Here is a 14,760-nt window from a genome sequence, read left to right as displayed (position 1 = left end):
GAAACATATTAGGCGCTATTCCACTGTAGACAAATGAAAATGTAATCAAAATCACTATTTCAACATTATTTTACAGGAAATATCACAATTTCACATTTATTTGGTGTTTTAATATGGAAAAATAGCTTGTAGAATAAAATGAAACGACCTAATCCAAGGACAACAACATATTTCTTTTGAAAGCAACCATGTCTCAGGATCGCCTTACACATCTTCGCCAGCTGGAAGCAGAGAGCATTCATATCTTCCGTGAAGTCGCCGCAGAGTTTGAAAAACCTGTGATGTTGTATTCTATTGGCAAAGATAGTTCAGTTTTGCTCCATCTGGCACGCAAAGCCTTTTATCCGTCACCCATTCCATTTCCACTGTTGCATGTAGACACCACGTGGAAATTCCGGGAAATGATCGAATTTCGGGACAAAATTGCCAAGGAATATGATTTGGACCTATTGGTTCATATTAACCAAGATGGCGTTGATAAAGGCATAGGCCCCTTCTCGCACGGATCTGCGCTCCATACAGATGTGATGAAAACGGAATCCCTAAAGCAGGCGCTTAATCATTACAAGTTTGATGCAGCCTTTGGTGGGGCACGCCGGGATGAAGAGGCATCCCGCGCGAAAGAGCGTATTTTTTCCTTCCGTACGGAAAATCACCGCTGGGATCCTAAAAACCAACGCCCAGAGCTTTGGAATGTCTACAACGCCCGTGTTCGTGATGGGGAAAGCATCCGTGCGTTCCCGCTATCCAATTGGACAGAGTTGGATATCTGGCAGTATATCTTCCTCGAAAACATTCCAATTGTTCCCCTTTACCTCGCTAAAGAACGCCCGGTTGTCGAACGCGATGGCATGCTGATCATGGTTGATGATGAACGCATGCCGCTCAAAGAAGGTGAGACACCTGAAATGAAATCCGTGCGTTTCAGAACTCTGGGTTGTTATCCGCTCACCGGGGCTGTTGAATCTGAAGCTGATACACTGCCTGAAATCATTCAGGAAATGTTGGTTGCCCGTACGTCCGAACGTCAGGGACGCCTTATCGACAAAGATCAGGCCGGGTCAATGGAGAAGAAAAAGCAGGAGGGTTATTTCTAATGAGTATTGCAGAACAAAACCCAACTGAAATTGATGCATACCTGAAAGATCAGGAACAAAAAACGCTTCTTCGCTTTATCACATGCGGCAGCGTTGATGATGGCAAAAGTACGCTGATCGGACGCCTTCTATGGGATTCAAAACTTCTATTTGAAGACCAATTGGCCACGCTGACTTCCGAAAGCAAGCGCATCGGCACCCAAGGTGGTGAAATTGACTACGCACTTCTTCTTGATGGTCTGCAAGCAGAGCGTGAGCAAGGCATTACTATTGATGTGGCCTATCGTTTTTTCGCGACCGATAAACGCAAATTTATCGTTGCGGACACACCAGGTCATGAACAATACACCCGTAACATGGTCACGGGTGCCTCAACAGCGGATGTCGCCATTATCCTGATAGATGCCCGTAAAGGAGTACTGACCCAGACACAACGTCACAGTTTCCTTGTGTCACTGCTTGGCATCAAAAATGTGGTTCTCGCCATCAATAAAATGGATTTGGTGGATTATGACCAATCCAGGTTCGATAGTATCGTCAACGGATATCTTGAGTTTGCGGCTAATCTTGGTTTTGAAAATATCACCCCTATTCCATTGTCCGCATTGCGCGGAGATAATGTTATTGAGGCAAGTGAACAAACCCCATGGTATTCAGGACCTCAGCTTTTGCCTTTCCTCGAAACCGTAGAAGTTGTCAAAGATACACTGGACCGACCTTTCAGAATGCCCGTTCAGTGGGTTAATCGACCTAATCTGGATTTCCGTGGCTTTTCTGGAACCATTGCCAGCGGACGTATCTCTGTGGGTGACGGAATTGTTGAACCCACCTCTGGCCAGACCAGCAAGGTAAAAGAAATTGTGACTTTTGATGGCAATTTGAAAGAAGCCATTGCAGGTCAAGCTGTTACCCTAACCCTTGAAGATGAAATTGACATCAGCCGCGGCGATATGATCGCCAGCTTGCAACATCGTCCATCTGCGGCGGACCAGTTTGAAGCAAAACTGATCTGGATGAATGAAGAGGCCCTTCTTCCAAACAGGAATTACATCATCAAACTAGGCACAGCCTCCGCGCAAGCCCGCGTGACGAAACTGAAATACAAAATCAACGTCAACACGTTGGAACATACGGCTGCAAAAACCCTGGACCTAAATGAAATTGGTGTCTGTAACTTTGCGCTGGATAAGCCCCTTTCTTTTGATCCCTATGAAGAGAACCGCCAGACAGGATCTTTCATCCTGATTGATCGCTTTACGAACGCAACTGTTGGTGCTGGTGTTATTGATTTTGCGCTGCGTCGGGCAGACAACATTCACTGGCAAGCCGTTGATATTAATAAAGAAGCGCGGTCTGATCAGAAGGCGCAGAAAGCTGCTGTACTCTGGTTTACGGGGCTTTCTGGATCCGGTAAATCCACCATTGCCAACCAGCTTGAAAAGAAACTACATGCCATGGGCAAGCACACTTATTTGCTGGATGGTGACAATGTGCGTCATGGCCTGAACAAGGATTTGGGCTTTACCGATGAAGACCGCGTGGAAAATATCCGCCGTGTGGGAGAAACTTCCAAGCTCTTTGTGGATGCGGGTTTGATCACACTGGTGTCCTTCATCTCCCCGTTCCGGTCAGAACGTCAGATGGCGCGTGGACTACTTGAAGAAGGTGAGTTTTTGGAAATCTTCGTCGACACACCGCTTTCCGTCTGTGAAGAGCGGGACATCAAAGGTCTATATGCCAAAGCCCGTGCGGGTGAGATTAAAAACTTTACAGGTATTGATAGCGCATATGAGATCCCTGAAAATGCTGAAATCATTATTGATGGCGCGAACACTCCCTCGGATGTAGCCGCCGATCAGATTATCAGTTACCTGAAAGAACACGATTTCATCTAAAAGTAAGGCGGCCATTGGCCGCCTTTTCTTTAGTCTTTCAACAATGACAGCAGATAACTGCCATATCCGCTTTTAATCAGTGGCGTTGCAAGTTCTTCCAATTGATCACCGGTGATGTAACCTTTTTCATAGGCGATCTCTTCTGGGCAGGCGATTTTAAGGCCTTGCCTTTTTTCAATCGTCTGAACATAGGAAGATGCTTCCATCAGATGATCATGAGTTCCTGTGTCGAGCCACGCGCTGCCACGTCCAAGAAACTCCATCTGCAACTGACCTTGTTCCAGATACAGACGGTTCAGGTCTGTAATTTCCAACTCCCCACGGGCGCTCGGCGTAAGTGATTTGGCCATATCTACAACCTGATTGTCGTAAAAATAAAGACCCGTAATAGCAAAGTTGGATTTCGGGTGATCCGGTTTTTCTTCCACCCCGATCACCTTGCCATTTTCATCAAACTCCGCCACACCATAGGCAGTTGGATTGGCAACATGATAGCCAAAAACTGTCGCCCCCACTTCACGGGAGACAGCATTGGCAAGCAACTGGCTGAATTGGGCGGCATAGAAAATATTATCGCCAAGAATCAAAGCGGATGGATCATTTCCAATATGCTCCTCTCCCAGCAAAAAGGCTTGCGCCAACCCGTCAGGAGATGGCTGTTCCTTATAGGTGATATTCAAGCCCCATTTGTGGCCGTCCCCTAAAAGTCGTTGGAACAGATACTGCTCCTCGGGAGTTGTAATCACCAGAATATCCTGAATACCAGCCAGCATAAGGGTGGACAGTGGATAATAGATCATTGGCTTGTCATAGATCGGCATCAATTGCTTGCTGACACCCAATGTCAGCGGATGAAGCCGGGAGCCAGTTCCCCCTGCCAGAATAATTCCTTTATGTGCCATGATGCCCCTCACGCGCTTTTAAGCAATGACCTGATTGATAGAAACAGGCGACAATAATCGCAATCAATTATAACCTACCTGCATAACTAATCTTGATGTCTGTTGCCTTTAAACCGATATTTAGAGGCCAGAAGTTAATTTTTGTGGAACAGAGTTTATGCAAACGGTTCGAAACTGGATTTTAAAAACCGGTCGCCTTATACACGATCCTACTGAGTTCATTGAGGAACTTGCGGAGAAGATCAACAAGGCTGGCATCCAGATTGATCGCCTTCGCATTGGGTTTCAAACCATTCATCCCCAAATCGATATCTGGGCTTACATCTGGACATCTGAAGACAGAAAAGCCGTCCAGTGGGGCGGTCAACATGGAATTAGAGAAACCTCCTCTTACTTTGGATCCCCTGCTGAGTGGGTCCATCAAAATCACAAACCTTTCCGTCGCCGGTTGAATGAGTTGGATCCTGAGAAAGACCATAACCTTCTGTTTGAGCAAGCCAAGATGGGGCTGACGGATTATCTGATGATGCCAATGGATTTTATGGACAGCTCTATTCCCATACTATCCTATGTCACCGCCCATCCTGATGGTTTCTCAGATCAGCAAATCGAAGAGTTAGAAGACCTGATCGGTTATATTGCCCCCATCATTGAAGTTCATGCGAGCCGTAAAGTCGCCATTACCCTGCTTGACACCTATGTAGGGCACCGAAGCGGTGAGAGGGTTCTGGATGGACAGGTAAAGCGTGGTGACAGTGAAACAATCAAGGCTGCGCTTTGGTTCAGCGACCTTCGCGGCTTTACTGAAATGACAGAACAACTTGATGAGGAAAGCCTGCTTGAAGTTCTCAACAGTTATTTCCAGATCCTTTCCGACAACACAAAAGCCCATGGTGGTGAAATCCTGAAATTCATTGGTGATGGGGTGCTGATTATTTTCCCAGTGGATGACAAAACCACAATGGAAGAGGCCTGCCAGTCCGCGTTGTCTGCCGCAAAGGATGTTTTTGAAAAGGTCACTGAAGAAAACAAATCCCGCGCGGAAACCGGTGCGACGGAAATTCACTTTGGTATGGGACTTCATTTTGGAAAGGTAACCTATGGCAATGTGGGGGCGTTGGACCGCCTAGACTTCACTGTTATGGGGCCTGCCGTTAATCTGACATCACGGTTAGAAAGTCTATCCAAACATGTAGGTAAACCACTGGTTTTATCCAGTGATTTCGCCGCAAAGATAAATGAAAAAACAAATCATCTAGGGGAATTTGAGCTTAAAGGAATAGCTGAAAAACAGAGCATTTATTCCGTCGAACTCTCTCAATAAATTATATAAATCAGGGTAGCGTAATGGCGACAGAGACAACACCGTCCGAAGAAAAGCAGTGGCAGTTCTGGATTGATCGCGGGGGCACATTTACTGATCTAGTGGCAAAAGATCCCGAGGGTAATATTCTCACCCACAAACTATTAAGTGAAAATCCAGAACAATATAAAGATGCCGCGATCCAGGGCATTCGCGACCTACTCAAAATTGAGCCAAACGAACAAATCCCTTCCAAGAGAATTTCCGCTGTCAAAATGGGAACAACCGTTGCTACCAACGCCCTGTTGGAGCGGAAGGGAGAGCGGACACTTCTTGTTACCACCAAAGGCTTCAAAGATGTTCTGCGCATAGGCTATCAAACACGCCCAAAACTGTTTGCATTGAAAATCGATCTTCCCGAAATGCTCTATGAGGAAGTGGTAGAGGTTACAGAGCGGGTTACCGCCCACGGTGACATCGAAATACCGCTGGATCTGATTGAGGCCCGTAAAGAGTTACAGGCCGTTTATGATAGGGGTATTCGGACCTGCGCCATTGTCCTGATACACGGATATCGATTTACTGATCACGAAAAGAAGTTAGCTGACCTTGCCAAGGAGATCGGCTTTACGCAGGTTTCCACCAGCCACGAGACCAGCCCTTTGATGAAAATGGTCAGCCGAGGCGATACAACAGTTGTGGATGCGTATCTCTCCCCTATTCTTCGGCGTTATGTGGATCAAGTGGCAAGTGAACTTGGGGATAGCCGCCTCATGTTCATGCAGTCAAACGGCGGCCTAACCGATGCCCGTCTATTTCAAGGAAAAGACGCCATTCTATCCGGCCCCGCTGGCGGTGTTGTGGGCATGGTGGAGACATCTTCACTGGCTGGTTTTGATAAAGTCATTGGCTTTGATATGGGCGGCACGTCTACTGATGTGTCCCACTTCGGCGGGGAGTTTGAGCGCACCTTTGAAACCGAAGTTGCCGGTGTACGGATGCGCGCACCGATGATGCTGATTAATACGGTGGCTGCAGGTGGCGGCTCGATCCTGCATTTTGATGGATCCCGCTATCGCGTTGGACCAGACAGTGCCGGCGCAAATCCCGGCCCAGCCTGTTACCGCAAAGGCGGACCGCTTACCGTTACAGACTGTAACGTCATGTTAGGTAAGCTAAGCCCTGATTTCTTCCCTCCTGTTTTTGGCCCGAACGCGGATCAGCCATTGGATGTGGACGTTGTCCGGCAGAAGTTCAAAACCCTTACAGATGAAATCAACGACGCCACTGGCGGAAATCAGTCTCCTGAGGAAGTTGCCTCCGGTTTCCTGACCATTGCGGTTGAGAATATGGCAAATGCCATCAAGAAAATCTCGGTTCAGCGCGGCTATGATGTGTCAGAATATGTTCTGACATCATTTGGTGGCGCTGGCGGTCAACATGCCTGTCTGGTTGCCGACAGCTTAGGTATGTCGCGCATCTTGCTGCACCCATATGCAGGAGTTCTTTCCGCCTTTGGCATGGGTCTCGCGGATCAACGATCCTTAAAAGAGAAATCTGTCGAATTGCCACTTGATGCTTCAAGCCTCAAAATAGCAGCTACTGAAATTGATGAACTCGCCGCCGCAGGCATTGAAGACCTCAAACAACAGGATGTGCCGGATAACCGCCTGAAAGTAGAGCGGAAGCTGCATCTTCGTTATGATGGATCCGACAGCAGTATGTTCGTTTCCGAAGGGAATGTCGCCGCCGCAAAGGCGGAATTTGAAGCCGCACATCAGCAGCGTTATGGCTTCATTAGCCCTGAGAAAAAGTTGATTATCGAAGCTGTCGCGGTTGAGGTCGTCGGCCTTGCTGAAAAGGTCAATGCATCCCTTGTCTCTGATGTTAAAGCCGAAGATGACGCAGTATCAATTGCGAACCAACCGATCTTTTTTGGTAATGCATACAAGAATTGTGATTTCTACGATCGGGATCGTATGCAGCCCGGACAAAAGGTAAAAGGTCCCGCTGTTATCATAGAGAAAACCGGCACCAACGTCATCGAACCCGGTTGGCAAGCCGAGCTTACCCCATTAGGTGACCTGTATCTGGAACGCGTGGAAGAGATCAAGCGTGATAAGGCCATTGGAACCAGTGTTGATCCAGTCATGCTGGAGGTGTTCAACAACCTCTTTATGAATGTCGCAGAACAGATGGGAACGGTGCTTGAGAAAACCGCCTATTCCGTCAATATCAAGGAACGGCTTGATTTCTCTTGTGCGATTTTCGATCTGAACGGCGATCTGATTGCGAACGCCCCTCATATGCCTGTGCACCTGGGATCCATGTCGGAAAGTATCAAATCTGTCATTCGAAAACATGGAAATGTGATGAAGGCGGGTGACGTCTTTGTATTGAACGCGCCCTATAACGGCGGTACGCACCTGCCAGACGTTACTGTGATCACGCCAGTTTTTGACGATAACGACAAGGATATCCTGTTCTATGTGGCGAGCCGAGGACATCACGCAGATATTGGCGGCCTCACCCCCGGCTCCATGCCTCCTGACAGCCGTACTGTGGAAGAAGAAGGTGTTCTTCTGGATAATATCCTGCTGGTTGACGGCGGACGCTTCCTTGAAGAAGAAATTACGGAAATTCTGAAGTCCGGAGCATATCCATCTCGAAACACCCACCAGAATATTGCTGACCTGAAAGCACAGATCGCCGCCTGTGAAAAAGGCATTCAGGAACTTCGCAAAATGGTTGAGCATTTCGGCATTGATGTGGTGCACGCCTATATGGGGCATGTTCAGGACAACGCGGAAGAAAGCGTCCGCCGGGTTCTGGATGTTTTGAAAGACGGTGAGTTTACCTACCCCATGGATGATGGGCATGAAATTAAGGTCAAAATCTCCATCGACAAAGAAAACCGCCGCGCCACCATCGACTTTACGGGTACCAGCGGGCAACATCCGCTCAACTTCAATGCCCCGCGTGCAGTGACAACAGCAGCTGTTCTATATGTCTTCCGGTGTCTGGTGGACAGCGATATTCCACTAAATGCGGGCTGCCTGAAGCCACTGGATATTATCGTGCCGGAAGGTTCCATGCTGTCCCCTGAATATCCCGCTGCGGTTGTCGCCGGAAATGTGGAAACAAGCCAGTGCCTTACGGATACCCTATTCGGTGCTTTAGGGGTTATGTCAGCGGCGCAAGGTACCATGAATAACTTCACCTTCGGCAATGATACCTATCAGTATTACGAAACCATCTGTGGTGGTTCAGGCGCCGGGCCAACATTTGATGGCACCACGGTTCACACCCACATGACCAACGCCCGCCTCACGGACCCCGAAGTTCTGGAATGGCGTTTCCCGATTACGTTGATGGATTTTGAAATTCGTCGTGGGTCTGGCGGCAGCGGCGCCCATAAAGGCGGTGATGGCGCAATCCGCAAACTTCGTTTCAACGAGCAAATGACGGCCGCCCTTCTCTCCAGTCACCGAACAGTTGAGCCTTTTGGGCTGAACGGAGGTGCAAATGGTGAAGTCGGCAAACAATGGATCGAGCGTGCCAATGGCACCAAAGACCTGATGGAAGGCCGTGACAAAGCTGAAATGATGCCGGGTGATATCTTCGTCATCCACACCCCAAGTGGCGGGGGCTATGGCAAAGCTTAAACAAAAAGCCCTCCTACTAGGAGGGCTTTTTTATTAGTCAGAAAAGGCCAATTTCAAGCCAAGGAACCCAAAGGCACCCGCAAAGCTTCTTTTGATCCAATTCATGACATTGGGCCGCGAAATCACGTAGTCACGGGCCGCTGCCGCAAATGCGCCATAGATGACAAAGACGGCAAAGGTCATTGCCATAAACACCAGGGCAAGGGAGACGAGATCCATCGTCACATTGCTAGAATTGGCCGAAATAAATTGCGGCAAGAAGGCAAGAAAGAAAAGAGACAATTTTGGATTGAGAACATTAATGAGCGTTCCCGTGACCGCAATCTTTCCATAGCTTTTTGACGTTTTCTCCTCTTTGACATCCATGGCGCCACCATCTTTCAAGATGTTCCATGCCATGTAAAACAGATAAACCACCCCAAGATATTTGATAACCTGAAACGCAAGGGCGCTTGTGTGCAGAAGTGCGGAAAGCCCAACGATACTGGCAATTGCTGCGGGTAGAATGCCCATCGTGCATCCAAAAGCCGCCGCAACGCTTGCCTTAAAACCACGCCCGAGCCCCACAGCCAAAGTGTAGATCACACCTGTGCCAGGAAGCAGAACCACGACAAGAGATGTCAGGAGAAATTCAATTGTCATGAGTTCATCTTCTCAACGATCATACGGGCGGTCATCAAATCCAGATGTGCTCCGCCACCATTTTTAAACAGGGTAATTTCACTATCTGCCCCCCTGCCGGGTGCGCCATTGCAAAGATCCCTGAAATCCGCCACCACGTGATCATCAGCGAACAAACCCGCCGCCATCGGGATCATCAACTCTCCAATTTCGCCAATAGTTGTTTCGCGGGCGTCCACAAACAAACGCCCTTTCAACATCAAGTCATCATCCGCTTCACGCATATCAGGTCGAAACGCGCCAATAAGGTCAACATGTGTGCCTTCCTGCACCCATTCACCCTTCAATACCGGTTCTTTTGCCATTGTGGCCGTAGAAATGATGTCGGCTTCACGAGCTGCGGCTTCCAGATCATCTGCCACAATCAGCTCAAAACCTTCTGATTTCATTTCTTCGGCCAGCTCTTCTGCTCGGCCCTTGCTTCGGTTCCAAACAGTAAATTTCTTCAATGACGGGAAAACTTCCCGGTACGCCTGCAACAGTGTTTTGGCCACAGTTCCAGCACCAACCACCAAATAATTTTCGCTGTCTTTCCGCGCCAAGAGACGTGCACCCAAGACACTATCCCCTGCTGTTTTCCATTTGGTCACCAACGGACCATCAACGATGGCTTCAAGGGCGCCCGTATCTGAATCAAAGACAAACATCGCCCCTTGAATGGACGGGATTGGCGGTACGCGATTATTGTTTTCAGGAAAGATCGTAACGGATTTCAGGGCAATCCCCATGCCATCAATCCAGGCGGCCCGGTTCAGGATACTGCGATCCCCTTTCGCAAGAAGAAGATCCCCAATTTCTGCAGGTTCCAGCTTATGTCCGGCTTCCATGGCATCGGCCATTTCTGACCAGTTGAGTTTAGAATCCGCTTCTTCGTAGCCGATAACTTTCATGATTAATCCCTGTCGTAAATCAAACTGTGGGGTTGAACGTAACGACAGGGAAGATTGAAGACAAGTAGACGTTTAGTTTTTCTGCGCCAGATACTTTTTCCAGTTCTTTTCCGCATCCTGAATGCGCGCATCCACACCGGTGCGAAGCCAGCGATCTTTGCCAGCCTGATGTCCGAAGAAATAGAGTTTTTCCTTGTGAATAAGCCAAACCCCCGGATCAACATCCGCCAGATTTCCAAGGCTCATTTGATTGGAACAATATCCGCCATACTGTGGGGAGTATTTTTCAGGGTTTGCTGCGAACAGATCACGGCTTTCTTTATTGGCAAAGCGCCATTCAGCCCCTTTCCAATTAAAGACCAGATCTCCTGTTCCTTCCATGGCTTTACCGCTTGTGTGATAACCTGCGCTATCAAAACCATGCAGGGCCAGGTCGTTGAAATAGCCGGTATTTATTTCCTCAAAAGCGAAGGCCGTATTTGTACCTGCAAACAGGATAAGGAAGGCAAAAACAGTTGTGAACTTTCGGAACATGTATCTCTCCCATGAAAAACATGCTCCGAAAATCACACAAAATGATTGGGAAATATAATCACAATTCTGTCAGGTGATTGTGATTATCGGCCCCGGTCATACCCCAAATTCGGCGCGAGCCAACGCTCCGCCTGTTCCATGCTAACACCTTTGCGCTCCGCATAAGACTTCACCTGATCTTGGCCAACCTTACCAACACCGAAATAACGCGCTTCCGGATGAGCGAAATAGTAACCGGAGACAGAGGCCGCAGGATACATCGCGTAGCCTTCGGTCAAGCTGACACCGATTTTTTCTTTTGATCCCAACAGATCAAATAGCCCTGTTTTTTCACTGTGATCCGGGCAAGCAGGATAGCCAGGCGCCGGACGGATGCCTTGATATTTCTCCCGGATCAGGCTGTCGTTATCCAGACTTTCACCTGAGGCGTACCCCCACAGCTCACGCCTTGTGAGTTCATGGAAATACTCAGCTGTGGCCTCAGCAAAACGGTCTGCCAGCGCTTTCAGAAGAATACTGCTGTAATCGTCATGAGTTTTCTCAAACTCAGCAAGTTTACTTTCAATTCCAAGACCGCCCGTCACCGTGAAACCACCGATATAGTCTTTTACGCCAGACCCAACGGGCGCGATGAAATCAGCCAACGAATAGTTGGAGCGCCCTTCCCCACGTTTCATTTGTTGACGCAGGAAATGGAACCTGTGTTTCTCGGAACTGCGATCTTCATCGTCGTAAACGATGACATCTTCCCCATCACGCGCAGCAGGATAAAATCCAACCACCGCATTTACGGTGAGCCATTTTTCATCGATGATTTTTTTCAGCATCGTCTTCGCGTCGTTGTAAAGCTCTGTCGCGGTCTCTCCGACAACCTCATCTTCCAGAATTTTTGGGAAATGCCCTGCAAGCTCCCATGTGCGGAAGAAAGGTGACCAGTCAAAATATTGGGTCAATATCTGAAGATCTACTTCTTCAAATACCCGCTCCCCAAGGAAGGTTGGCACTTGTGGCGTATAGCCGTCAAAGGAGACACCAACACCATTTTGAGTTGCTTCTTCAAATGGTGCCAAAGCGTCTTTGCGGTCTTTTTTGTAGTAATTATCCCGAACCGTTTCATATTCAGACTTAATTTCCTCAATCAGAACAGAGCGTTGTTCGTCACTTGTCAGGCGCGTGGCTACACCCACCGCACGGGACGCGTCGGTGACGTAGATGGTCGACCCTTCATAATTTGGGGCAATCTTTAGTGCCGTATGGACTTTTGATGTAGTGGCACCACCAATCAACAGCGGCACTTCAAAATCCCCGCGCTGCATTTCAGATGCGACAATGGACATTTCTTCAAGGGATGGTGTGATCAGACCACTCAGGCCAATGATGTCCACTTTTTCCTTCTTGGCCGTTTCGAGGATGGTCGTATATGGCACCATGACACCAAGGTCGATCACTTCAAAGTTGTTACACTGTAAGACAACCGCCACGATGTTTTTACCAATATCGTGAACGTCCCCTTTCACCGTCGCCAGCAAGATCTTACCTTTGCTGTCATTGACTTCATCACCGGTTTTTTCCGCCTCGATAAAGGGAAGCAGATAGGCAACCGCCTGTTTCATCACACGGGCACTTTTCACCACTTGCGGCAGGAACATCTTACCGTCACCAAATAGGTCACCAACCACATTCATGCCTGTCATAAGTGGCCCTTCAATCACCTGAATGGGGCGATCCACCATTTGCCGCGCTTCTTCAGCATCTTCTTCAATAAATTCAGAAATACCTTTCACCAAGGCATGAGTGATCCGTGACTGTACATCGCCTTCACGCCAACTGAGATCCTGCCCTTTTTCCTTGGATTGCCCGACCGCTTCTTCTGCGACTTCCAGCAGACGATCTGTGGCATCTTCCCGCCGGTTGAGAACAGCGTCCTCTACACGATCGCGAATTTTCTCAGGGATATCGGAATAAACCGCAAGCTGACCGGCATTCACGATGCCCATGTCCATGCCCGCATGAACGGCATGATACAAGAAAACAGCGTGCATGGATTCGCGCATCGGGTTATTGCCCCGAAGCGAGAAGGACATGTTACTGACACCGCCGCTGATCTTAGCGTAAGGTAGATTTTCCTTAATCCATTTGGTTGCCTCGATGAAGTCCTTGGAGAAATTCCGGTGCTCATCAATCCCAGTAGCGATCGGGAAAATATTTGGATCAAATATAATATCTTCTGGTGGAAAACCGACCTCCTCTGTCAAAATCTTGTAGGATTTTTCACAGATTTCGATCATCCGCTCGTAACTGTCAGCTTGTCCCTTCTCATCAAAGGCCATAACGATCGTGGCCGCACCAAAACGGCGGATTTCTCTCGCATGTTCAATGAATTCCTCTTTCCCTTCTTTTAGGGAAATCGAGTTCACCACCCCCTTGCCTTGAACGGTCTTAAGGCCAGCTGTGATGACGTCCCACTTGGAACTGTCCACCATAATCGGGACACGGCTGATATCTGGCTCCGATGCAATCAGATTGAGGAATGTCGGCATTGCCTCCTCAGCCTCAAGCATCGCATCATCCATATTAATATCAATGACTTGCGCGCCGTTTTCCACCTGACTTCTGGCTACATCAAGGGCGGTATCATACTCGCCTTCCATGATCAGTTTTTTGAAACGTGCGGAGCCGGCAACGTTGGTGCGCTCTCCCACATTTACAAAACCAACTGTGTCATCCAGATACAAAGGCTCCAACCCACTTAGACGGCAAATCGTATTTTTTTCCGGAACTGTTCGCGGTTTAACCGAAGAAACGGCCTCTGCAATGGCTTTGATATGCTCTGGCCTCGTGCCGCAGCAACCGCCAACAATATTGACAAGTCCGCTTTCAGCAAATTCTTTCAGCATGGACGCCATATATTCTGGCGTATCGTCATATTCCCCCAATTCATTGGGCAAGCCCGCATTTGGATGAACACTGATACCTGTATCTGCAATTGAAGATACTGCCTGAACATGTGGACGTAAGTCTTTGGCACCCAATGCACAATTGAACCCAACAGTAATCGGTTTGGCGTGAGAGATAGACGCCCAGAAGGCCTCCGCGGTTTGCCCGGACAGCGTACGTCCTGAGGCATCTGTAATGGTACCGGAAATCATCACGGGATACTCTACACCCGTATCATCAAAATACTTCAAAACCGCATAGATAGCCGCTTTACAATTTAGCGTATCAAACACGGTTTCGATCAGGATGATATCGGCGCCACCATCAACAAGACCTTGTGTTGCCTCGTAATAGGCTTCAACCAGCTGATCAAAAGTCACATTACGATAACCCGGATCATTTACATCCGGTGAAATAGACGCGGTTCTGTTGGTTGGCCCGAGGACACCTGCAACAAACCTCGGCTGATCCGGTGTTTTTTCCGTCCAACGATCCGCGACTTTACGGGCAAGAGCGGCACCTTCTTTGTTAATCTTGTAGACTTCAGCTTCCAGGCCATAATCAGCCTGCGCAATTGACGTCCCGCTGAAGGTGTTCGTTTCAAGGATATCTGAACCCGCGGCCAGAAACTGATCATGGATGCTGTCAATCACATCCGGCCGTGTGATAGTCAGAAGATCACTGTTCCCCTTCAGGTCGATATTGGATCCGCGATACGCATCTCCGCGATAATCTTCCTCAGTCAAACTAAAGCCCTGAATCATGGTTCCCATAGCACCGTCAAGAACCAGTATCTTACGGGACAAGGCATCAATAATAGTCTGATATGATTTTGATTTCTGCATGTTACAGAACC

9 protein-coding genes are annotated in these 14,760 nt (G+C 48.4%); 4 read left to right on the top strand and 5 right to left on the bottom strand.

What is annotated here, in order from left to right:
• Positions 1-188 precede the first annotated feature (188 nt).
• Complete coding sequence (gene cysD / locus GUA87_RS10290) at positions 189-1,097, top strand: sulfate adenylyltransferase subunit CysD (RefSeq protein WP_193716467.1); 909 nt, start codon at positions 189-191, stop codon at positions 1,095-1,097.
• Entirely contained in the window at positions 1,097-2,992 is a 1,896-nt protein-coding gene (gene cysN / locus GUA87_RS10285) for a sulfate adenylyltransferase subunit CysN (RefSeq protein ID WP_193716466.1), read from the top strand. The genes cysD and cysN overlap by 1 nt, the downstream gene beginning before the upstream one ends.
• 29 nt (positions 2,993-3,021) lie before the next feature.
• Here cysN and rfbA read toward each other — a convergent pair whose 3' ends face one another.
• Positions 3,022-3,894, bottom strand: coding sequence for a glucose-1-phosphate thymidylyltransferase RfbA (rfbA, locus tag GUA87_RS10280; RefSeq protein ID WP_193716465.1), 873 nt, complete (start codon positions 3,892-3,894; stop codon positions 3,022-3,024).
• A 157-nt stretch (positions 3,895-4,051) separates the two neighbouring features.
• On the opposite strand from rfbA, the gene GUA87_RS10275 reads away from it, so the two are divergent.
• On the top strand, positions 4,052-5,218 hold the full coding sequence (locus GUA87_RS10275) for an adenylate/guanylate cyclase domain-containing protein (RefSeq protein ID WP_193716464.1): 1,167 nt from the start codon (positions 4,052-4,054) through the stop codon (positions 5,216-5,218).
• 23 nt (positions 5,219-5,241) lie between these two features.
• On the top strand, positions 5,242-8,862 hold the full coding sequence (locus tag GUA87_RS10270; protein WP_193716463.1) for a hydantoinase B/oxoprolinase family protein: 3,621 nt from the start codon (positions 5,242-5,244) through the stop codon (positions 8,860-8,862).
• Positions 8,863-8,895: 33 nt separating this feature from the next.
• Here GUA87_RS10270 and GUA87_RS10265 read toward each other — a convergent pair whose 3' ends face one another.
• From GUA87_RS10265 to metH, 4 genes are all read right to left on the bottom strand, one after another.
• Positions 8,896-9,504, bottom strand: coding sequence for a LysE family translocator (locus tag GUA87_RS10265; RefSeq protein WP_193716462.1), 609 nt, complete (start codon positions 9,502-9,504; stop codon positions 8,896-8,898).
• Positions 9,501-10,433 carry an ornithine cyclodeaminase family protein gene (locus GUA87_RS10260; RefSeq protein ID WP_193716461.1) on the bottom strand — a complete coding sequence of 311 codons (933 nt, stop codon included), beginning with the start codon at positions 10,431-10,433 and terminating at the stop codon, positions 9,501-9,503. The genes GUA87_RS10265 and GUA87_RS10260 overlap by 4 nt, the downstream gene beginning before the upstream one ends.
• Positions 10,434-10,505: 72 nt before the next feature.
• On the bottom strand, positions 10,506-10,967 hold the full coding sequence (locus tag GUA87_RS10255; RefSeq protein WP_193716460.1) for a YHS domain-containing (seleno)protein: 462 nt from the start codon (positions 10,965-10,967) through the stop codon (positions 10,506-10,508).
• 83 nt (positions 10,968-11,050) lie between these two features.
• Positions 11,051-14,749, bottom strand: a complete 3,699-nt coding sequence (gene metH / locus GUA87_RS10250) for a methionine synthase (protein WP_193716459.1) — start codon at positions 14,747-14,749, stop codon at positions 11,051-11,053.
• Between the last annotated feature and the right edge of the window lie 11 nt (positions 14,750-14,760).

This window comes from Sneathiella sp. P13V-1, assembly GCF_015143595.1.
Classification (GTDB): Bacteria; Pseudomonadota; Alphaproteobacteria; order Sneathiellales; family Sneathiellaceae; genus Sneathiella.
Note: the sequence above shows the minus strand (reverse complement) of the source record. Positions and strands in the feature narration are given on the sequence as shown.

Excerpts from the sequence above, each read along its gene's own strand:
- GUA87_RS10255 (WP_193716460.1), bottom strand. The coding sequence starts at position 10,967 with ATGTTCCGAAAGTTCACAACTGTTTTTGCCTTCCTTATCCTGTTTGCA.
- rfbA (WP_193716465.1), bottom strand. The coding sequence starts at position 3,894 with ATGGCACATAAAGGAATTATTCTGGCAGGGGGAACTGGCTCCCGGCTT.
- cysD (WP_193716467.1), top strand. The coding sequence starts at position 189 with ATGTCTCAGGATCGCCTTACACATCTTCGCCAGCTGGAAGCAGAGAGC.
- GUA87_RS10265 (WP_193716462.1), bottom strand. The coding sequence starts at position 9,504 with ATGACAATTGAATTTCTCCTGACATCTCTTGTCGTGGTTCTGCTTCCT.
- GUA87_RS10275 (WP_193716464.1), top strand. The coding sequence starts at position 4,052 with ATGCAAACGGTTCGAAACTGGATTTTAAAAACCGGTCGCCTTATACAC.
- GUA87_RS10260 (WP_193716461.1), bottom strand. The coding sequence starts at position 10,433 with ATGAAAGTTATCGGCTACGAAGAAGCGGATTCTAAACTCAACTGGTCA.
- GUA87_RS10270 (WP_193716463.1), top strand. The coding sequence starts at position 5,242 with ATGGCGACAGAGACAACACCGTCCGAAGAAAAGCAGTGGCAGTTCTGG.
- cysN (WP_193716466.1), top strand. The coding sequence starts at position 1,097 with ATGAGTATTGCAGAACAAAACCCAACTGAAATTGATGCATACCTGAAA.
- metH (WP_193716459.1), bottom strand. The coding sequence starts at position 14,749 with ATGCAGAAATCAAAATCATATCAGACTATTATTGATGCCTTGTCCCGT.